The 18,151-nt window shown below is 60.1% G+C and carries 23 protein-coding genes and 1 pseudogene; 12 read left to right on the forward strand and 12 right to left on the reverse strand.

Annotation, left to right across the window (positions count from 1 at the left end; translation table 11 throughout):
- The first annotated feature begins 75 nt into the window (after nt 1-75).
- Nucleotides 76-1,017: a drug/metabolite exporter YedA gene (yedA, locus tag IPK17_RS19270; protein WP_343419321.1), complete on the forward strand. Its 942-nt coding sequence runs from the start codon at nt 76-78 to the stop codon at nt 1,015-1,017.
- A gap of 128 nt (nt 1,018-1,145) precedes the next feature.
- Here yedA and IPK17_RS19275 read toward each other — a convergent pair whose 3' ends face one another.
- Nucleotides 1,146-1,433, reverse strand: coding sequence for a hypothetical protein (locus IPK17_RS19275; RefSeq protein ID WP_343419322.1), 288 nt, complete (start codon nt 1,431-1,433; stop codon nt 1,146-1,148).
- A 222-nt stretch (nt 1,434-1,655) separates the two neighbouring features.
- Between IPK17_RS19275 and IPK17_RS19280 the strand changes: the two genes are divergently transcribed.
- Entirely contained in the window at nt 1,656-2,123 is a 468-nt protein-coding gene (locus IPK17_RS19280; protein WP_343419323.1) for an Hsp20/alpha crystallin family protein, read from the forward strand.
- Between the two features lie 56 nt (nt 2,124-2,179).
- On the opposite strand, the gene IPK17_RS19285 is transcribed toward IPK17_RS19280, so the two are convergent.
- Nucleotides 2,180-2,419, reverse strand: coding sequence for a helix-turn-helix domain-containing protein (locus IPK17_RS19285; RefSeq protein ID WP_343419324.1), 240 nt, complete (start codon nt 2,417-2,419; stop codon nt 2,180-2,182).
- 641 nt (nt 2,420-3,060) lie between these two features.
- On the opposite strand from IPK17_RS19285, the gene IPK17_RS19290 reads away from it, so the two are divergent.
- Nucleotides 3,061-3,291: a hypothetical protein gene (locus IPK17_RS19290; protein WP_343419325.1), complete on the forward strand. Its 231-nt coding sequence runs from the start codon at nt 3,061-3,063 to the stop codon at nt 3,289-3,291.
- Here the strand turns inward: IPK17_RS19290 and IPK17_RS19295 are convergent.
- Both IPK17_RS19295 and IPK17_RS19300 read right to left on the reverse strand, forming a co-directional pair.
- A complete protein-coding gene (locus IPK17_RS19295) occupies nt 3,288-4,676 on the reverse strand; it encodes a glycosyltransferase family 4 protein (protein ID WP_343419326.1) in 1,389 nt (462 codons plus the stop codon). The genes IPK17_RS19290 and IPK17_RS19295 overlap by 4 nt on opposite strands.
- A gap of 136 nt (nt 4,677-4,812) precedes the next feature.
- Nucleotides 4,813-5,616 carry a hypothetical protein gene (locus IPK17_RS19300; RefSeq protein ID WP_343419327.1) on the reverse strand — a complete coding sequence of 268 codons (804 nt, stop codon included), beginning with the start codon at nt 5,614-5,616 and terminating at the stop codon, nt 4,813-4,815.
- A 259-nt stretch (nt 5,617-5,875) separates the two neighbouring features.
- Between IPK17_RS19300 and IPK17_RS19305 the strand changes: the two genes are divergently transcribed.
- Entirely contained in the window at nt 5,876-6,157 is a 282-nt protein-coding gene (locus tag IPK17_RS19305; RefSeq protein WP_343419328.1) for a hypothetical protein, read from the forward strand.
- Nucleotides 6,158-6,166: 9 nt separating this feature from the next.
- On the opposite strand, the gene IPK17_RS19310 is transcribed toward IPK17_RS19305, so the two are convergent.
- The gene (locus tag IPK17_RS19310; RefSeq protein ID WP_343419329.1) at nt 6,167-6,541 is read right to left on the reverse strand and encodes an FmdB family zinc ribbon protein; all 375 of its coding nucleotides are present in this window, start codon (nt 6,539-6,541) and stop codon (nt 6,167-6,169) included.
- 50 nt (nt 6,542-6,591) lie between these two features.
- Here IPK17_RS19310 and IPK17_RS19315 point away from each other — a divergent pair, with 50 nt between their 5' ends.
- A complete protein-coding gene (locus tag IPK17_RS19315; RefSeq protein ID WP_343419330.1) occupies nt 6,592-7,467 on the forward strand; it encodes a rhomboid family intramembrane serine protease in 876 nt (291 codons plus the stop codon).
- On the opposite strand, the gene IPK17_RS19320 is transcribed toward IPK17_RS19315, so the two are convergent.
- Nucleotides 7,393-7,812 carry a DUF2304 domain-containing protein gene (locus IPK17_RS19320; protein WP_343419331.1) on the reverse strand — a complete coding sequence of 140 codons (420 nt, stop codon included), beginning with the start codon at nt 7,810-7,812 and terminating at the stop codon, nt 7,393-7,395. The genes IPK17_RS19315 and IPK17_RS19320 overlap by 75 nt on opposite strands.
- Before the next feature lie 172 nt (nt 7,813-7,984).
- On the opposite strand from IPK17_RS19320, the gene IPK17_RS19325 reads away from it, so the two are divergent.
- From IPK17_RS19325 to IPK17_RS19350, 6 genes are read left to right on the forward strand one after another with little or no spacing between them, the layout of a single operon-like run.
- Nucleotides 7,985-9,304 (forward strand): ArnT family glycosyltransferase, encoded by a 1,320-nt coding sequence (locus IPK17_RS19325; protein ID WP_343419332.1) that lies wholly within the window; start codon nt 7,985-7,987, stop codon nt 9,302-9,304.
- Between the two features lie 55 nt (nt 9,305-9,359).
- Nucleotides 9,360-10,403, forward strand: coding sequence for a tRNA (adenosine(37)-N6)-threonylcarbamoyltransferase complex transferase subunit TsaD (gene tsaD / locus IPK17_RS19330; protein WP_343419333.1), 1,044 nt, complete (start codon nt 9,360-9,362; stop codon nt 10,401-10,403).
- Nucleotides 10,404-10,406: 3 nt separating this feature from the next.
- Entirely contained in the window at nt 10,407-10,820 is a 414-nt protein-coding gene (locus tag IPK17_RS19335; protein WP_343419334.1) for an element excision factor XisH family protein, read from the forward strand.
- Nucleotides 10,808-11,155 (forward strand): element excision factor XisI family protein, encoded by a 348-nt coding sequence (locus IPK17_RS19340; protein ID WP_343419335.1) that lies wholly within the window; start codon nt 10,808-10,810, stop codon nt 11,153-11,155. The genes IPK17_RS19335 and IPK17_RS19340 overlap by 13 nt, the downstream gene beginning before the upstream one ends.
- A gap of 4 nt (nt 11,156-11,159) precedes the next feature.
- On the forward strand, nt 11,160-11,900 hold the full coding sequence (locus IPK17_RS19345) for a histidine phosphatase family protein (RefSeq protein ID WP_343419336.1): 741 nt from the start codon (nt 11,160-11,162) through the stop codon (nt 11,898-11,900).
- An 8-nt stretch (nt 11,901-11,908) separates the two neighbouring features.
- Nucleotides 11,909-14,029: a hypothetical protein gene (locus IPK17_RS19350; protein WP_343419337.1), complete on the forward strand. Its 2,121-nt coding sequence runs from the start codon at nt 11,909-11,911 to the stop codon at nt 14,027-14,029.
- 153 nt (nt 14,030-14,182) lie between these two features.
- Here the strand turns inward: IPK17_RS19350 and IPK17_RS19355 are convergent, their stop codons facing one another.
- Together IPK17_RS19355 and IPK17_RS19360 are read right to left on the reverse strand one after the other, a co-directional pair.
- Nucleotides 14,183-15,523: a M23 family metallopeptidase gene (locus IPK17_RS19355; protein ID WP_343419338.1), complete on the reverse strand. Its 1,341-nt coding sequence runs from the start codon at nt 15,521-15,523 to the stop codon at nt 14,183-14,185.
- 14 nt (nt 15,524-15,537) lie between these two features.
- On the reverse strand, nt 15,538-16,290 hold the full coding sequence (locus IPK17_RS19360) for an SH3 domain-containing protein (RefSeq protein ID WP_343419339.1): 753 nt from the start codon (nt 16,288-16,290) through the stop codon (nt 15,538-15,540).
- 156 nt (nt 16,291-16,446) lie between these two features.
- Here IPK17_RS19360 and IPK17_RS19365 point away from each other — a divergent pair, with 156 nt between their 5' ends.
- On the forward strand, nt 16,447-16,794 hold the full coding sequence (locus IPK17_RS19365) for a DUF5615 family PIN-like protein (protein WP_343419340.1): 348 nt from the start codon (nt 16,447-16,449) through the stop codon (nt 16,792-16,794).
- Here the strand turns inward: IPK17_RS19365 and IPK17_RS19370 are convergent.
- The 4 genes and pseudogenes from IPK17_RS19370 to IPK17_RS19385 all read right to left on the reverse strand — a co-directional run.
- On the reverse strand, nt 16,791-16,991 hold the full coding sequence (locus IPK17_RS19370; protein ID WP_343419341.1) for a hypothetical protein: 201 nt from the start codon (nt 16,989-16,991) through the stop codon (nt 16,791-16,793). The genes IPK17_RS19365 and IPK17_RS19370 overlap by 4 nt on opposite strands.
- Nucleotides 16,992-17,022: 31 nt before the next feature.
- Nucleotides 17,023-17,265, reverse strand: a complete 243-nt coding sequence (locus tag IPK17_RS19375; protein WP_343419342.1) for a hypothetical protein — start codon at nt 17,263-17,265, stop codon at nt 17,023-17,025.
- A 395-nt stretch (nt 17,266-17,660) separates the two neighbouring features.
- Nucleotides 17,661-17,810, reverse strand: a complete 150-nt coding sequence (locus IPK17_RS19380; RefSeq protein ID WP_343419343.1) for a hypothetical protein — start codon at nt 17,808-17,810, stop codon at nt 17,661-17,663.
- Nucleotides 17,807-17,935 (reverse strand): annotated as a pseudogene (locus IPK17_RS19385) (class I tRNA ligase family protein); the annotation flags it as partial. The gene IPK17_RS19380 and the pseudogene IPK17_RS19385, both read right to left, overlap by 4 nt.
- Between the last annotated feature and the right edge of the window lie 216 nt (nt 17,936-18,151).

Consider the following 18,151-nt stretch of genomic DNA (forward strand, 5'->3'; position numbering starts at 1 on the left):
AATGGTTTTAAATGGTGCTGTCAAATGCTGGGCAAACTTCATAGAATCAGAGGGTTCAAGAAGGAGCAAATACAGATGTCTAGCACACCTATCAGTGCCGCTCGGAGTGTCGGGGGCGGGATCGTCCTCAGCCGCCGCACCATGACGATGATTGCGCTGCTCACGGTCTACATCATCTGGAGCACCACGTACCTAGCCATTCGTTTCACCTTTGAGAGCTTCACGCCCTACCTGATGATGGGCATCCGCTTTGTGATCGCCGGGGGGCTGCTGTTCGGCTTTTTGCTGCTGCGCGGCGCCAAGCTGCCCACCCGCCGTCAGTGGTTGAGCGCGGGGATCGTCGGGTTTTTGTTGCTCGTCATGGGGATGGGCAACACCGCGTATGCCGAAACCATGATTTCGTCCGGCCTCGCCGCCAGCTTGATCGCCGCCTCGCCGCTCCTTACGCTCATCTTCAGCATGATCTGGGGGAACCGCCCCAAGCGCAGTGAATGGATCGGCGTGGGGATCGGTCTGCTCGGCGTGAGCGTGCTGACGCTGGAAGGCAACTTGCAGGCGAATCCGCTCGGCCTGGTGTTCATCTTCGTGGCGATCACCTGCTGGTCTTTCGGGTCGCTGCTCGTCAAGCGGCTGGACATGCCCGCCGGGGCGATGGGCAACGCCGCCGAAATGCTGATCGGCGGGGCGATCCTCGTGATCGGCGCGCTGGCAGGCGGCGAACGCATCACCGCCGCGCCGACACCCGGCGCGCTGGCCGCGCTCGTTTACCTGATCGTCGCCGGGTCGCTGGCGACCATGACCGCCTACATGTATCTGCTCAAGAACGTCTCGCCCGCGCTGGCGACCAGCTACGCGCTGGTCAACCCCGGCCTCGCTGTCATCCTCGGCGTGATCATCGGGGGCGAAGTCATCACCGGGAGCGCCTTCATCGCCCTGCCGTTGATCGTGCTCGGCGTCGCCTTCGTCTTCGGCTTCTTCGACCAAAAAGTCGTTCGCCAAATAGGCTGCACGTTGTAGGGACGCGCTTCTGCGCGTCCGTTTATCTGCCTTGCGAGCATCCCCAAAACGGCAAATCGCTCGCTCTTACGAACCTGATTTGTCTCCCCTCCTCTTTTCGGAGAGGGGGCTAGGGGGTGAGGTCAGTTTTACCGCCGCGCGGGTTCAAACTTGAGCAGAATTTCCCCGGTTTTCGTGTTGAGCAGCGCCGTGAACGCCCGCCCGTTCTCCGTCCACTGGACGCTATGCATCTCCGGCGTGAGTGTCGTCAGAATGTTCTTGGTTTTCGCGTCATTGACCAACCGCGTGACGGTCGAACCCGCCGCCGTACTCTTGGCCTGTCCAGTCCCCGGCGTCGCCACGCCATTGGTCACAATCGGCGCTTGTTCCGCTGCCGCCAGCAGATCGCGCACGACCTGAAAATTCAGCAAAGTCATAAGTGATGTCCTCTCAAAGGTATGTGGTGCTTTGACTATACCATCAGTGCGAAAAAACGTCGGCGATTTGCCGTAGGACTTTTACTCATACCTGCGCCACTCGCTGCATCCGATTCCTACAAACTTTTTACATTTCGCCGATCTTTTTCTGATCTTCCTGCGCTAAATCTATAAGCGTAACCATTTCTATCGCAGGTTTTTTGGTGAGTGGAGGTAGCTAACATGAGTACAGTCATTCGTTGGAATCCTTTGCGCGAAATGGCGGCGATGCAGACTGCGATGAACCGCCTATTCGACGACACGTGGCGCACGGCATGGCCCACCGTCGAAGCCAACTACGCGCTCCCCGTCGACGTCTACGAGATGGACGAAGGGTACACGGTCATTGCCAACATCCCCGGCGTGCAGCAGGATAACATCAACATCACCCTGAATCAGAACATCGTGACCATCAGCGTTGATGTGCCGCAGTTCACCCCGCAGGAAGGCCAGCGCGCGCTCCTCGTGGAACGCAGCGCGGGCAAGTACAGCCGCAGCCTGACGCTGCCGCGCTCCGTGCACAGCGAGGCGGTCGAGGCGACGTATGAAAACGGCGTGCTGATGCTGCACTTGCCGATCGCGCCGGAAGCGCAGCCGAAGCGCATCACGGTCAAATCCGGCGGCCAGAACATGCTGCAATCCAACAACTAAGCACACAGCGAGCGCCCCACATGGGGCGCTCGCTTGATTCTCAACCAACTACCACTTCAATTAACCGACTCGTCGCGCTCCAAATAGAGCAAATCGCCCACCTCGCAGCCGAAGTATTCGCACATCCGCTCAATGATGGGCGACTCGAACTTCGTCACGTCATTGCGCATCCAGCGACCGACCGTGTGAATCGCAATCCCTAAGGTTTCTGCCACCTCAGTCTGCGTGATACGTCGATTCTCTTGCTGTTCCTTTTCAGACAGCAGTCTGAAAAAGCGATTCTGTAGTTTCGCCATTTTTTTGTCTACTAGTTGACAAAATATGACTTAAACCATACAATAAGAACAAATAGCTATACAATCAACACGTAGGAGAGATTGATGTCAGACATGCTCCCTATGTCCCTGATGATACACACAAGGAGGAAGAGGGCCGAGGGTGAATGGTATACAACGTTACAGATGTATTGGTACAGTTACTGAAACCTGACTATAGACGCGCAAAGTCATATTGGTCAACATTGAAGGAAGATTAGGAATTTCAGTCCCGATATTCCGAAAACCATCATCAAGCTGAGACCCGAGGGAAATTATATTATACCGATGTAATGAATAAAGCTTTTTCCTACCTGACAACACTTAAAGCAACGTTCGTGGAAAACAAATGGTTCCAAGACAATCAAGATGAGGTCGAACAATTTCACCCCTATGTGGAGAAATTCTTGCTGCAACATGGTTATGATGTTCAGCATCATTTTGGGCTTAAATCTGGCTGCATAGTGGACTTTGTTGCTACCAAGAATGGGCAAACTCTAGTCATTGAGTGCAAGAGTAGGCTTTCAAAATCCAGCTATATAGCACAGTTGGACAAATCTTGTGTTACTGTGCTGAATTTCCACACTCAGTTACCCCTTGCATTGCACTACCATGAACTCGACTTGAACGACCGCCAGAATCCGCGCGACTCATTCGGCGAATACGCCCTCATCTACACCCGCCTCGCCGAAATGGTCGCCACCAACAAGCTGGACAACCTCGAAATCGTCACACTGACAATGGCAATGGATATTGTATGGGAAGTCGCCCGCCTCATCCATGCCCAAGCGGAAGCCACGGCTCACGCGCTCGGCATGGATCTGGTCACGGAAAAGAAGCTGCTGCCCGGTTAACCAAGCGGCACGACCAGCCCCGCGCGATACCACGCCATGACCTGCTCGCGGTCGGCGTCCGCCAGCGTGAACCCGTCCGGGTGCGCGTCGATCAACTGCTCAAGCGCCGCGTCGTGGGTGTAATCGGCGCGGTAGTCGTGATAAATGCCGCGCGCGCCCCGGTAGCACCACACGGGCAGCACGAAGCGCGTCCGCTCGCTGATCGGCGTGTAGACATAGCGCGGCGGCTCGACCACCTGCGCATTGAGGATCGTCTCGGCGTAGGTCGTCAACTGCGCATCGACGCGGTAGTGCGTGTGCAGATATGCCATCGTCGCATCAGCGGTGCGCCGCCCGGTTTGGATGATCTCGGCGGCAATCCGCGCCGCGCTCTGCGTGTCGCCGTAATCGACCTTGTCGACCAGCGCCTCCGGCAGAATGTCCCGCTGCGATGAAACCCGCGCGATGATCGCTGGCGTGCCGCAGCCCAGCGACTCATAGGCTGTGTTGCCAAACGCCTCGATGAAGTTCCCCAACACCAGCGTCACGCGCCCCAAACTGTAGTACTCGCCAATCAAATCGGCGGGAATCCACGGGTGCAGCACGAAGTGCTCACGCAAACCCCGCGCGCTGATCGCCGCTTCCAGTTCGTCGTAAAACGCTGCCACGCCGGGATCGCCTTCTGTGCCGATCCACTTGGGCATCAGCACGCGCAAATTCGTTACGCCGTGGTCACGCACCAACCGTTCCGCCACGTCGAGTGTTTGCCACGCGCCCTTGCTCGCCTCCGGTCGGTGCGGATGAACGACGATGGCATGCTGCGCCGGGTCGACCGGGATCAGGTCGAGGATGCGGCGCGGTTCGGTGGAGCGATAGCGGTTCCAGTTCATGCCGTTGGGGATCACTTTCAGCCGATCCGTCAGCTCGGGGAAGAAGCGCCCCGCCGTTTGCAGATAGAACTGCCGCGAATACTCCGCCGGGACGCACAGCGTCTGCCCGCGAAATTGAAACGCGCCTTGCGCCGTCTCCGGATAGACGTTGTCGCGCAGCGAGGCGACGGTCGGGAGGTGCGGGTAGCTGAACGAGAACGTCCATTCGCCGTCGTGAATATAGAAGCGATCCGCCTCCGCCAGATGATCGCCAATCATCTGCGTGATCACGGCGAGGTTGTGCGCGCCCGTATCATACGGATGTGGGAACGGCTGCTTGAACGGCAGAATCGGCTTGACGAGCGCGTTGGCGTGCCAGCGAAACGGCACCGGCGTATCAGCGCGCGCCGTGCACAGCAGCGTCACCTGATGCCCGGCCTCCGCCAGATGCAGCGCAATCGCCCGCAGATGTTTTTGCGCCCCGCCCATGTCGTAATCCGGGAACAGCGGCGTGATCGAAAACATGACAATGTGCATGGGGAGTCCTCATGGTTTCTGAAACCTCACCCCTAAATCCCCTCTCCTAAAGGCAAGGGGACTTGCTGCTCCCCCTCTCCGAGCGGAGAGGGGGTCGGGGGGTGAGGTTGCTTTATCGGGGGTGGGGTCGGTTCTTCTAATTCGCCGCTGCCGCGCTGAACGTGAACGAGGCGAACAGCGCATCGAGCATGTCGAGATCCGGCGTGAACTGATCCGGCGTCGCCGCGTTCAGCGTGTCGATGCTCTGCGCGAAGTAGTCCTGCAAGCCTTCGATGAACGCATCCATGTTGAAATCGGCGGGCAGTTCGGTCGGGAACAGCTCGGTATTCAGGCGAAAGACCGCGCTCACATAATACTGGTTGTCCGTGCTCAGCCCCTGGAACGTATAGAGGAATTCGTCCCCGGTGAACGGCGACGCCTCCTGCCGGTAAGCCGTCAGGTAGCTGATGCCGCCGACTGTGTCGAGGTTCAGCAGCCCCACGCGGGCGCGGATGACCTGCGCGGCGGGCATAATCGGCAGGAATGGCAGCGCATAGGTGTTCGCATCCGGGTTCGTCTGCATGAACTGCTCCAGCGCGACGCGCCCGCTCATCAGCGTGTTGATCGCATTGATGTGCGGCGTCATGTAGATATACGGCGCGGTATCCTCGACGCGGTACAGGCGAATGCCGCCCACATCGAACAGGCTTTGCGCAGTGGTATTCTCGTCATTGGTGAACAGGAACTCGACATAGGGGGCATCCGCGCCGCCCGGTAACTGGGCTGACGGATCATCACCTTCGAATTCGACGGCCTGCACGTCGCCCATGACCGCCGGGTCATAGCTAAAGCTGAAATCTCCGTAGGTGAACGTGACCAGCACGTCGTCCTGCGCGACCGCGGGCAGCACGCCCATCAGCAGCAGCGCCGCCACCAACACCACCATCCATCGCAATTTCATGGCCTGCGCCCCTTGTATCCGGCGATCCACCCTCTCCGGGCGGGCGCGTCGCCCCGAGACGGGGGCGCAGGGGCCAGCGCCGCTCGATGTTAAAGTGCCCGCCTACTGCTCGAGAGGGGCCGGGGGTGAGGCTCAATTTGTGAACGCCCGTCTATTGTAGAGACACAGCCCGCACTCCGGCAAGCACTGCACGGCAGACGCTCATGCAACGCCGCGCCGCCGGACTGCGTATACAGAATCAACAATAAGGAGAGATGCCATGCAGCGTTGGGAATACCTCACGGCTATTCTGGAAGCCAATGCCGACCGTGAAGCCGATTTCTTGATGCAGTACCGTGATTGGAAAGGCCCCATCCCCGAATTTACGGTCGAGGCGCTCATGCCGCGCCTCAATGCGCTCGGTGAACAAGGGTGGGAACTGGTCAGCCTGACGCCACAGTTTGTCGGCAGCCGCGGCGATCTGCTCACCACCGATGGTTCCGGGTCGCGCACCTGGACGAGCAAATTCTTCGGCGTGTTCAAACGCCCTAAAGCGGACTAGTGCCGCTGCTCACTCGGTGGTCGTGCCGCCGAGATCGCGGTCGATTTTTTCGGGGGCGTCGCCTTTGCGCAGGCGGTCGGTGATTTCGCCGAAAGCGGGGTCACTCGCCGCCGCGTCCCCGCCGACCTCATGGAACATATCGCCGACTTCGCGGCTGTTGCCACCTTCCAGCACGGAGAGCATCTCCTGCGAGTTCATGCTGCTGTAATTGCGTCCCGGCTTGGCAATCGTCACGCGGTTGATCACGCGTGTGAGGTCATGGGAACCGCAGTGCGGGCACGCGCTGGATTGCGCCGCGGTCGCCGCGTCGTAATCCTTATAGGATTTATAGAATAAGGTGGACTTGCGTCCACATGAATTGCATCGGTAGTCGTAAGCGGGCATAATCGACACTCCGTATCACCTGAATTTACATTCTAGCGAAAGCCTATCGTATGCTCAATGAGCAGCCTCCCGATCCCAAACGCCGCGCCCATCCACTGGATGCCGGAGCCCCACCGCCCGGCGGCAGTTCACCGCGCCCCAAACAGCAGGTGACGCTGCACATTCCCTCTGTGCGGCCGCTGGTGACCTATACGCTGCTCGGCATCATGATCGGGATTTTCATCCTGCGCGCCTTCTCGCCAGAACTCGACGAGTCGCTGCTGCTGTGGGGCGCCAACGAACGCAGCGCCGTGCTCGGCGGGGGCGCCATCTATCGACTGTTCACCGCCATGTTCCTACACGCGGGCGTCTACGATCAGTTCGGAGGCTTTGCCTTTGAAGGCAGCCTGCATCTCATCTTCAACGCCTACATGATCTACGTCGTCGGGTCGAACATCGAGAAGTTGTTCGGGCATGTGCGCTATACACTGATCTTCTTGCTCGGCGGGCTGGCGGGCTCGATTGCCAGCATTCTGCTCGGCGGCGGTGGCTATTCGGTCGGCGCATCGGGCGCGGTCTTTGCGCTGCTCGGCGCGCAGTTCGTCTACCTGTACCAGCACCGTAAATTGTTGGGCGTGGGCGGGCGCCGCCAGATGAACGCCCTGATTCAACTGCTCGCCATCAACCTCATTTTCGGCTTCGTGACCAATGCGGCAGGTGCCGCCGTGCGCATCGATAACTGGGCGCACATCGGCGGGGCGCTGGGCGGGCTGGCGCTCGCGTTCGGCATCGCGCCGCTGTTCATTGTGCGCTCCCACCCGGAGATCCCCGGCCACCTGATCGCCGACGACATCAACCCGCTGCGCCGCCGCTTATGGGCGGTCTCCGCTTATGTGGTCGTCCTCATGCTGATTCTGATCTTCGCCCGCCAAACCTACGTCGGCTGAGCGCCGCACCTGTTCCAATTCGTGCTGCAAAATCGCCATCTGCTGGGCGATCCGCTTGTTCTCGCGCGTCAACTTGGTCAAGACGGTCGAGAAATGCAGGAGGATCGCCAGCACGAAGAAGATCGCCACGGCGAACAGCGCGGCGGGCGGGTACGTCACTACGCCGATGAGCGCCGCGAGCTGGTCCAGCAGCGGGCGCGAGACGAACAGCAGCAGCAGCACGACTGCCGTTGCCAGCCAGAGCAGCGAATAGTCCTCGCGCAGCTTCTGGCGGCGCACCAATTCCAGTATGAAGATCAACGCGCCGAACGACGCGAGCAAGCCGATCACCATCACGCGATCCATAGTTTCCCCAGTGACGTAAGGACGCGCAAAGCCGCGTCCGCTGCACGATACCCCTGACCGGAAGCGCCGCGGCGCCTTCCGATCGTCAGCGGCTATTATCCCACGAGATCAACTGTATCCACAGGCGCGGGGACGCGCTATAATGCGCTGTCGTTTAGCAGACTTTCGAGCTATGAAAAACCTCCTGTCTCGCCGCTACATAGGCGCTCCGGCGCTGCTCTGGATCATCCTCGTCATCGGTTTCGGTCTCCGTCTCGCCTATGTGTTACCGCTCGATCCGCTGACGCCCTACGGCAGCAGCGGCGGCGATGAGCATTTCTATCTCGATCATGGCTATACGTTGGTGACGAATCAGCCCTTGCCGGGCGTAGATATCTCGGTGCTGAGCCAGCCGCCGGTGTACTTCATCATCGTCGGCGCAGCACGGGCGGTGTTCGGGGAGGCGGGCGGCGTGATCGCCGTCCGCCTCATTCAAGCGCTCATGCTGACTACCGTCGCCTACTGTGCCTATCGCCTGACGTGGCGCATCGCGGATGAGCGCGCCGGGCTGATCGCGGCGGCGTTCGTCGCCATCAACCCGATTTTCATCCTCGACGGCGGTAAAATCCTCACCGAAACCACGTACATCTTCTTCATCAGCCTCGGGCTGACCGTGTATGTGGATAGTCTCGCCGCCGCATCCGCTCCCCGGCGGACGTGGGGGCGGCTGGTGCTGGTGGGCGCGCTGTTCGGGCTGGCCACGCTGACGCGGGCGGTGCTGCTCCTGTTCCCACTCGGCCTCGCCATCCACCTGCTGATCGTGTACCGCGGGCGGGCGTGGGGCAAAATCGGCGTGCTGCTGCTCGCTTACGCGCTGGTCGTCTCCACATGGACGGTCTACAACCTCGCACGCTGGCAACGCTTCGTGATCGCCGGGGAGGGCTTGCCCGCGTTTCTGTATATGAGCGTGGTCGGCTGGGATGACCCGTTCCGTTTCGATCAGCAGTTGAACGAGAATCTGGGTCAAGAAGCCTCGAACGATATGAGCGAACGGCAGGGCGACTATCTGGAAGCCGCCAGCAACCAGATCGGCGGGAATATTGGCGGCTACCTCCAGCGCCGCATCGGCGAACTGGCGGGCGCTTACCTGCAGCCGCACGGCACGACGCTCTTTTCTGGCGAAAGCCTGCGCGATCTGGCGGTCAACTGGCTGCGCGACGACCGATCACTTGCGGGTATTGGACGCGTGATCGGCGGGGAGCAGTTCTTCCCCAAGCTGCTGCTGTACGTGTTCCACTACCTCGCGCTGATCTTCGGCGTGATCGGCGCGTGGCGCTCGCGGCGGCAGTGGCGGCTGACCCTGCCGCTGCTCGGTTTCATCGCCTATGTGACGTTGGTTCATTTCTTCTTACTTGCGCTACCGCGTTACATTTTCCCAACCATGCTATGCTGGATAGTGTTTGCGAGTTCACAGTTCACAGTGAACAGTAAACAGTTAGAACAAAAGCCATGATGCGATTTAACTGTGAACTGTAAACTCTGAACTGTAAACTCTGAACTGAGGTGTTATGACGACCATTCTCGGAATCGAATCATCGTGTGATGAGACCGCCGCCGCTGTGGTGACCGATGGCAAGGTGATCGCCTCGAATATCATCGCGTCGCAAATCGATCTGCATGCCAAGTACGGCGGCGTCTTCCCGGAGATCGCCTCACGCGCGCACATTGAGGCCATCGGGCATGTGGTCGAGAGCGCCATCGCCGACGCGGGCGTGAGCGTCAACAAGATCGACGCGATTGCCGTGACGCGCGGCCCCGGCCTCGTCGGGTCACTGCTGGTCGGCATCAACTATGCGAAGGGGCTGGCGCTGGCGTTGGATAAGCCGCTGCTCGGCATCAATCACCTTGAGGGGCACGTCTACTCGCTGTGGCTGACCGAAGCGCAGCGCGAAATCGTGTTCCCGGTGCTGGTGCTGATCGTGAGCGGCGGGCACACCGAACTGCTGCTCATGACCGGGCACGGCGAATACACACGGCTCGGCGGCACGCTCGACGACGCGGCGGGCGAAGCCTTCGACAAGGTCGGGCGCATGCTCGGCTTGCCCTTCCCCGGTGGGCCCAACATCGAACGGGTCGCGCTGCAGGGCAGCGCCACCGCTTTCGACTTCCCGCGCGCCAAGACCGATTCCAGCTACGATTTCAGCTTCTCCGGCCTGAAGACGGCGGTCAAGCGCGAGGCGACGGTCGCCTCGACGCGGCAGGGCGATAAAGACCCGGTGCTGCGCGCCGATGTCTCGGTCAAGGATGTGGCGGCCAGCTTCCAGAAGGCGCTGGTCAGCACGCTGGTCGAAAAGACGGCGCGCGCGGCCAAAGAGCACAAGGCGACGGAGATTCTCATGGCGGGCGGCGTGAGCGCGAATCAGGCGCTGCGGCAGGCCATGCGCGCGCAGACCGAACTGCCCGTGCGCTATCCGCCGCTAAATCTGTGCACGGACAATGCGGCGATGATCGCGGCGGCAGGCTGCTTCCGCTATGAGGCGGGGCTGCGCGACGATCTCGACATGGATGTCAAACCGATGTGGGCGCTCAACAGCAAAACGTATGAGCGGTAGCCGATGCCTGCCCTTGATCAGTGCCATGATAATGTAGTCAACGCGCTGGCTAAAGCGGGTTGGACAGTCGCTGATAGACAGTTTGGTTTCAAAACACCTCTCAACTGGCTATTCATCGACATTCAAGCTACCCGCGTAACCAATGGCGCTATAGAGCAGATTCTGCTAGTTGAGGTCAAGTGCTTTGCTGATGGCGGTTCGACCATGAGTGATTTGTATACCGCTATCGGGCAGTACCTTGTTTATCGAACCATGCTGCGAGAATTGGGGAAATCACTGCCGCTCTACCTTGCGATCCCGACCAAAGCCTACTATGGTGTATTTCAAAGGCTCGTCCCATCGTTGATCGATGAGTTGAAAATCAACGTCATCGTGGTCGATTTAGGTCAGGAAAGGATCGAACTATGGCGACCGTAGAATTTTCAAAAACAGGTATCACGATGCAGCTCGCAGCGACGACGCGAGTTGAAATCAACCGCTATGCGGGCAATACCTTTGACGGACGCTTAGTGGCCTGCCTGGACGATGACAATCTCGTCTACAGCGTGATCGCGGTTCCGGATTACCCACGGAGTACACCGATCGATGTGGTGGTTATGGCCCAGGTCACGGACGAGAGGATTATCATCATCGAAGACCGCACCGATAAGCCGCTGGTTGAAGCGTTAATGGTGAATGCGAAGATTCCGCGTGAGCAGATCGTGCTCGAATACGCGGGTGAGAAACTTCCTGAACAAACGAAGGGTGAATGAGGAATTGGAACTGTACATTATCCGGCACGGGCAATCGACGAACAATGCGCTGCCAGACGACTCGCAGGCGACTCGTGTCAACGACGCGCCGCTGACCGACCTGGGCAAGCGGCAGGCGGAAGCGCTGGCGACCTACCTCGCCACGGGCGCCAGCCGTGACCCGTGGACGAACCCGAATACCGGTTACTCGCAACCGCTAGGCTCGCAGGGCATCAAGTTTACGCACCTGTATTGCAGCCCCATGTACCGCGCCATGCAAACCACCTTCCCGGTGGCGGATGCGCTCGGCATGCAGCCGGAAATCTGGGTGGACGTGCACGAAAACGGCGGCGTGTACCTTGACGAAGCGGGCAAAATCACGGGTTTTCCGGGACGCACCCGCGCGCAGATCGCGCAGGAGTTCCCCAACTATGTGATTCCGGACGGTGTCACCGAATCCGGCTGGTGGAACCCGCAGACGGGCATGGAAAGCATTTCGGCGTGCTATGGCCGCGCGATCAAGATCGCGGCGGAACTTAAGCGGCGCGCGCAGGATCAGGCGGAGAAGAGCGAACGGATCGCCCTCATCACGCACGGCACCTTCACGGACGCGCTGATCAAGGCGCTGCTCAATCAACTGCCCAACCGGAGCGTCTACTACTTGCATTACAACACGGCAATCACGCGCATCGATTTTGAAAAGGACCACATGATCGTGCGCTATCTCAACCGTGTGGATCATCTCTCGCCCGATTTGATCAGCTAGGCAAGCTCATGCCCATCGAGTACGAAGCCCTTATTGGTCACCTGTATATCGTTGGCGGGCGCGCGATCAGCGTTGCGCCGCCCGGTCTGCTGGTGGAAGCCGCCCCCAAACGCGCCGCGCGCGGACGCGAAACGGATACGTTCTTCGCGCTCGTCACCCCGGCGGGCGAAACCATTGCCCCGGCGGCCTTCTATGAGCGCATGGCGCAGCTCGCCTCGGATGAATACTTCGAGAGCAGCGGCAGCGTGACCTCCGCGCTGCGCGATGTGCTGGCGAACATCAACGAGAATCTGTTCGAGCACAACAGCACCGACCCGCGGCGCTACGAAGCCAACGTGATCGCCGGGGTGCTGCGCGGCGCGGACCTGTACCTTGGCAAAATCGGCACAGGGGCGGGGCTGCTGGCGCTCAAGGACGTAACCCAGGCCTTCCCGGCGGATTTCAGCGACAAAGCCGCGCTCAAAGGCGTGTCGATGGGCGTGGAGATGACGCCGGAGATCAAGATGGCGAAGTACACGGTGAGCGCCAACACGCGGCTGCTGCTGGCCGACGCCGCGCTCGCCGAACAGCCGCTGGACGAAGTCCAAGCGGCGGTGGGGCTGGAAGATATTGGCGCGGTGCTGGCGAAGCTGCGCGAGATCGTCAAAACGCAGATCACACTGCTGGCGCTGGAATTCGTACCGCCCGATCAGCCCGTCGCGCTGCCCATCAAAGAGACCGCTTCGACGCTGGAAGCCAAAGCGGCCCCAGCAACCGCCGCCCCCGCGGCCAGCGCCGACGCGCCCGAACCCGGCACGCTGCGGCGCTCCGGTACGCGCGGGGTCGGCGTGCGCAAAGCGTTGAGCAGCGCGGCGGGCAGCACCGCGAACGTCACCGAATCGATGCAGCAGGCCTTTGAGCGCATCGTCCCCGCGCCGAAAGAGGGCGGAACGCGCGGGCTGCTCTCATCGCCCGCGGCGGCTGGCGTGACCGTGCTGATCCCCGTGTTCGTCGTCATCCTCGTGGTGATCTTCTGGATCAGCGGGACGGGCGAAAGCGAATTCGATCAATGCGTAAAAGGGGCGAACGACACCGCCGTGACCGCGCGCGGCATCGCCTCCAATGATGTGACCGGCACGCTGGCGGCGTGGAATGCCGTGCTGCAATTGGCGACGAACTGCGAAGCGATCAAAGAGGGCGGCGATCCGTCGCTGTCGATCCTCAAGAGCGAAGCGCGCACCATCATCGACCGCCTGCTGGCCGTCCAACGGCGCACGGTGAGCGTAGTCGACACCTTCCCCAACGCCGAACTCACGCAGTTGGTGATTCAGGGCGAAGACGTATACGTGCTCGACTCGCGCAACCAGTTCGTGTACCGCGTCACGCTGGCGGATGACGGTCTGAGCATCGTCCCCGATTCGCGCGTGCCGATTCAGGCGATGCGCCGCAGCGGTCAGGTGATTCAGTACACGGTCGGCAACATTGTCGATATTGCGTGGGAAGAAAACGGCGCGGGCGTGGCGCAGAGCAATGTGATCACCGCGCTGGACGAGAACGGCGTGCTGATCGCGTGCCCGCCGCGCTTCCTGCAGGACTGCACGGCGCAGGAGCTGCGCGGTATAGAAACGTGGGAAACGCCGCGCGCCATCGATTTCTGGGAAGGGCGCATGTACATCCTCGACCCCGGCGCGAACCAGATCTGGCGCTACGATCCGTCGGGCGGGGCGTACCCCGGCATGCCGCTCGAATACTTCACGGGTGAACGCCGCCCCGATATCAGCCGCGCGCTCGATTTCGCGATCACCAACGAGGGCGATATTTACCTGCTGCTGCAAGAGGGGGTGGTCGTCAAATTCACGAGCGCGGATATTCAGCCGTTCGCCTTCGTCGGCTTCCCGCAGGGGCAGTCGTTGAACGCCAACAGCGCTATGTTCCTCAACCTGAACCCGATCGCGCAGGGGTTGTACTTCGTCAACCGTGAGGCGCGCTCGGTCTACGAGACGACGATGGCGGGCACATTCATCAACAGCTACCGCGCGTCGGATGAGGAATTGTTCGGGCAGATCTCCAACGTGTACGCCGACAGCGACCAGCAGATCGTGTATGTGCTGTCGGGGAATTCGCTGCTAGCGTTCCGGCGCAACGAGTAACGCAAAGATTATCAACCACAGAGAAGACAGAGTAAAATAAGAAAACAAAGACTCAACGCAAAGGCGCAAGGGCGCAAAGACGCAAAGGAAAGTTATTAAAACCTTTCTTTGCGTCTCAGCGTCTTCGCGTCTTTGCGTTGAGTCTTTTATATTCTAGCGGAGGAAGGCGACGCCGGGGTCGAGCAGACGCGGACGCATGGCCGACCAGTTCGTATCCTGCGGGTTGACTGAGGCGCGCACTTCGAGGTGCAGGTGCGACGCTTCGCTGTTGCCCGTGTTGCCGCAGCCACCCACCGGAACGCCCGGCCCCACATCCTGATTCAGCCCTACCACCACCGTCGAGAGGTGTGCATACATCACGTATAAGTGCGACCCGCCCCACCCCTTCGCCGTCAGTCGATCCTTGGTGGACTGCGGCAGATCGGCGTTGAGGTAGCGCACGACCACCGCGTTGCCGTAGCCAAAGCCCCACGCCGGATCATTGAAAATGCGCGTGTCGCCGAGCGAAAAGCCCTGCATCACCGTGCTGGGCTTGGCCGCGGTGCATTTGGTGCAGGTGAGGATACGCGTCACCTTGCCATTGACGGGCGCGGTCAGCACAGGTTCGCCGACATTCGCGCCGAAATCCCAGCCGAGATGCTGCGCTTCGTTCGGGTTCTGGTTGTCGTTGAAGCCGCGCACCCACCAGTCATTGACCATCGGGGCGGGCCATTCGTCGCCTTTGCTCAAGCCGAAGGAGGTGGCATCACCGCTGATGCTCAGGAAGTCGTTGCGTACCCAACCTGTGCCGATGGCGCTGTCCACCTTCACCCAGATGTAATTGCTCGTGCCGCCTTGCGGCTGCCCACCAACGATCTTGACCTGCGCGTTGAAGTCGATGCGACCTTTGACCGTCCCGGTGATCGGCGTTTCGCGCACATTGATCCCGGTTTTGCCGATGACCATCCCGGTCACAAGGCCGGGGATGGGCGCGGGCGCTGGAGCCGGTGCGGGCGTGACGGGAGTCGGCGCGGGGGCAGGTGCCACGGGCGCAACCGGAGTCGGCGGCGTGGCTGGTGTTGATGGGGCAGGCGCGGGTGCTGCCGGAGCCGGAGCCGGGGTCGGCGGCGCGGCGGGAGTCGGCGCGGGCGCGGACATAGCAACCGGGGTGAGCGAACGCGTCAGGCCGAAGGCGTAGGCGGCGGCGGCGAGAATCGGGTAGCCGAAACCGGAGCCATCGCCTTCGATGGAGACCAGATCATCGCGTACCCAGCCGACCACGCCATCGGGAAACTGCACTTTAAACCACTGGTAGACCTTGCCGTTGAGCGCTGTCCCCACCGGATCGATTTGCACTTCGAGCACGGGGAGCTGGCGCGTGCCGACTGGCGCTTTGAGCAGAATCGCCACGGTCGTGGCGCTGCCCGCAGACGCGCGGATGTTCGCGGTGACAATACCCGGCACGTTCGGGTTGCCGGTAATGTGACAGATCAGCTTCGATTGGTTGACAGTCATCCTTCAGCCCTCGCTCAATGAGAAATTACTTCGACAAAATAGCGTCCCGGTCGGCCTTCGGCGATCCAACCGGTGATGCCGGTGGTCAGAATCCGCACCTGCCACCAATTATATGTCTCAGCGCACACCGGACCACCAATGATTTCAAAAGCAATGCCATCCAGCAGTTCGACGATGACGGGTGCGTTGGTATTCGGCTCGGTGCGCAGGCGGCGCGGCACATTATCGCGGTAGCGGACTGCACCGTGCGACCCAAGCTGGAAGCTGAGCGGATACACACAGCCCGACGGCGTCAGCGAGGGCGTGGGCGTAACCGTCGGCAGGCCAAACGGTTCGATAAAGTAGCGTCCGGGGCGGCCTTCGATCACCCAACCGGGCTGACCATAACCGGAGATGCGCCACCAGTTGTAGCCGTTGGCGCAGCGCGGCCCATCGATCACCGTGACGACGGTCGGCTGCGGGAAATAGTTGAGCAAGGCCGCGGACATGGACGGTTCGTAGCGGATGTTGATGCCGCCGCGCACGACGATGTTCATGCCAATGGTGAGAGACAGCGGCGCGGCGCAGCCCGTCGCCGGGGTGATAACATACACCGGGACGGCGAACGTCGGCGTGGGGACAAACACGGTGGGTGTAAATTGGCCCGGCGTGACGCCGGGAGTCACGCCCTGCATGTCGGCGGGCGCGGCGAAGGGCGCCGCCAGCAGCAGCGGAAGCGCCAGCAGAATTAGCAATAACGGCAGCAGTAGTCGATGAATACGGTTCATAAGTCACCCCCTCATCGACCCATTGTAGCGTGAGTTTAGGAATTCGAGCTACTTGCGGTGAGTACAGGTTGAATGTTGTTTAATTCTAATGCGTTCTGTATTGTAGAGGAGTGAGCATAGAGTTCCCGTAGTCGAGAGAAGACTGTGATACGCTTTTTGGCCGATGAAAACCTAAGCGGAACGCTGCAAGCTGCTTTAAAACAACGACTGCAGCACATCGATATTGTTCGAGTGCAAGACACTTCGATCTGTGGAGCGGCGGACGAAGAGGTTTTGGAGTATTCGGCGGCTACGCAACGGATTCTGCTCACTCACGACAAAAACACATTGATTCCATTAGCGTATGAGCGGATCGCTGCCGGACTGTCTATGCCCGGCGTGATCTACATCGACAAGCCGTTTGATTTCGATCTGGTTATCCGCGATTTTGAGTTTATTCTCGCCGTGGATGAGCCAGAATATTTTGACAACAAGGTGATTTGGTCACCCGTGTTCGAAGCCTAATTGTCATTGTCGGGAAAAGGATCAATCCCCTTGTCCTGCAATTTTTTCAGCAGATAGGCGCGTGTTTCCGTCGAGGGATATCGTTTCTCATTCTCCTCACGCAAAAGCTGACCTCTGGCCTCTTGCTGGCGCATGTAGGCTTCGACATCGTCGTGATGTTCAAGATAGTAGGCAATCACGCGATGCACGTCAGACAACTTCAATACATCCCAAATCTCGACGATCTGCTCAGGACGGTTCCCCCGCTTTATAGGCTTCGATCACCAATTCGAGCATCACGCGGGTGCTGCCAACATACACCGTGCCGTTTTCGTGCACGCGCAGCGGGTCGGATCGGAGACTAACGGTGAAAGTCATGCGGTTGCCCTCCAAACACTGACTACCAGTATAGCCTAACTCTTCCAGCGGCGGAGTGATGATCTTGCCGCAGAGTTCCTCGAACGCCTTCAAAGTCGCGCCCTCGAACTGCATGCGCAGCCTGGCATCTTCTAGCGGCTTCGATCTTCTTCTAGGTGATAGGCGACGAGCGTTTGCAGGTCTTTCTCGCGCGCCCTGCTCTCTTCCTCCGTCAAGTGCGCGAACAGCCCGTGTACAACTGATCGCCGAGTTCCAGCCGCAGCTTCATGACGTCGAGCAGTTCGCGGAAGCGCATCACTTCCTGCCGGATTTTTCGATATGTTCAGGGTTTTGCACGGTTTTCATTTTGCATCCTATTTATAGAAGCCTCCCCCTAACCCCTCTCCCAGAGGAAGGAATCAGTCTCCCCCCTCCTGAATTCGGGGAGGGACGGGGATGGGGTCAGCGTTACACGACGATATTGACCTTCGGCTCGGACTTCTGGCCTTCATTGCGCCCGGGCACGAAGATCACGCGCTGGGCTGGCCGCCGTTCAGGGCGCGCGCTTCGCGCCGTTGGTCTCCATAGCGGCGGCGATGGCCTCCCTGCTCCCCAATGTTCGCGGACACATCCACGCGGTCGACCAGTTTGCCATTCTTCATGACGATCAGCGTGGTCATGTCGTCCGCCGCTTTCGCCGCATCGTGATCGGGAAGGCCTGCAAATGCACGCTGTACGGCTGACCGATGCGTTCCCACAGTTCTTCGGCGATGTGGGGGGTGATCGCCATCAGCAGCAGCATCGTCTTGACCGCGTCCCGTCCACGCCGCCGCGCCGATCTTTGCCGGGTTCGCGCAGCGCGGTCTTCACAGGTCGTTCTTCAGCGTCATCAACGCGGCGACCGTCGTAATAAAGCTGAAGTTTTCCAGATCCGTGCCCACTTTGTAGATCGTCTGATGGACGCGGCGTTCCAGCGCGCGTTCCGCGTCGGCCTCACCCTGCGCATTCGCCGGAGCGCCCG

This window comes from Candidatus Flexifilum breve, assembly GCF_016713355.1.

Excerpts from the sequence above, each read along its gene's own strand:
- IPK17_RS19310 (WP_343419329.1), bottom strand. The coding sequence starts at position 6,541 with ATGCCCGCTTACGACTACCGATGCAATTCATGTGGACGCAAGTCCACC.
- IPK17_RS19280 (WP_343419323.1), top strand. The coding sequence starts at position 1,656 with ATGAGTACAGTCATTCGTTGGAATCCTTTGCGCGAAATGGCGGCGATG.
- IPK17_RS19320 (WP_343419331.1), bottom strand. The coding sequence starts at position 7,812 with ATGGATCGCGTGATGGTGATCGGCTTGCTCGCGTCGTTCGGCGCGTTG.
- IPK17_RS19360 (WP_343419339.1), bottom strand. The coding sequence starts at position 16,290 with ATGAACCGTATTCATCGACTACTGCTGCCGTTATTGCTAATTCTGCTG.
- IPK17_RS19300 (WP_343419327.1), bottom strand. The coding sequence starts at position 5,616 with ATGAAATTGCGATGGATGGTGGTGTTGGTGGCGGCGCTGCTGCTGATG.
- IPK17_RS19335 (WP_343419334.1), top strand. The coding sequence starts at position 10,407 with ATGCCTGCCCTTGATCAGTGCCATGATAATGTAGTCAACGCGCTGGCT.
- IPK17_RS19355 (WP_343419338.1), bottom strand. The coding sequence starts at position 15,523 with ATGACTGTCAACCAATCGAAGCTGATCTGTCACATTACCGGCAACCCG.
- yedA (WP_343419321.1), top strand. The coding sequence starts at position 76 with ATGTCTAGCACACCTATCAGTGCCGCTCGGAGTGTCGGGGGCGGGATC.
- IPK17_RS19380 (WP_343419343.1), bottom strand. The coding sequence starts at position 17,810 with ATGACCACGCTGATCGTCATGAAGAATGGCAAACTGGTCGACCGCGTG.
- IPK17_RS19305 (WP_343419328.1), top strand. The coding sequence starts at position 5,876 with ATGCAGCGTTGGGAATACCTCACGGCTATTCTGGAAGCCAATGCCGAC.
- IPK17_RS19340 (WP_343419335.1), top strand. The coding sequence starts at position 10,808 with ATGGCGACCGTAGAATTTTCAAAAACAGGTATCACGATGCAGCTCGCA.
- IPK17_RS19285 (WP_343419324.1), bottom strand. The coding sequence starts at position 2,419 with ATGGCGAAACTACAGAATCGCTTTTTCAGACTGCTGTCTGAAAAGGAA.
- IPK17_RS19375 (WP_343419342.1), bottom strand. The coding sequence starts at position 17,265 with ATGCAGTTCGAGGGCGCGACTTTGAAGGCGTTCGAGGAACTCTGCGGC.
- IPK17_RS19315 (WP_343419330.1), top strand. The coding sequence starts at position 6,592 with ATGCTCAATGAGCAGCCTCCCGATCCCAAACGCCGCGCCCATCCACTG.
- IPK17_RS19295 (WP_343419326.1), bottom strand. The coding sequence starts at position 4,676 with ATGCACATTGTCATGTTTTCGATCACGCCGCTGTTCCCGGATTACGAC.
- IPK17_RS19325 (WP_343419332.1), top strand. The coding sequence starts at position 7,985 with ATGAAAAACCTCCTGTCTCGCCGCTACATAGGCGCTCCGGCGCTGCTC.
- tsaD (WP_343419333.1), top strand. The coding sequence starts at position 9,360 with ATGACGACCATTCTCGGAATCGAATCATCGTGTGATGAGACCGCCGCC.
- IPK17_RS19350 (WP_343419337.1), top strand. The coding sequence starts at position 11,909 with ATGCCCATCGAGTACGAAGCCCTTATTGGTCACCTGTATATCGTTGGC.
- IPK17_RS19275 (WP_343419322.1), bottom strand. The coding sequence starts at position 1,433 with ATGACTTTGCTGAATTTTCAGGTCGTGCGCGATCTGCTGGCGGCAGCG.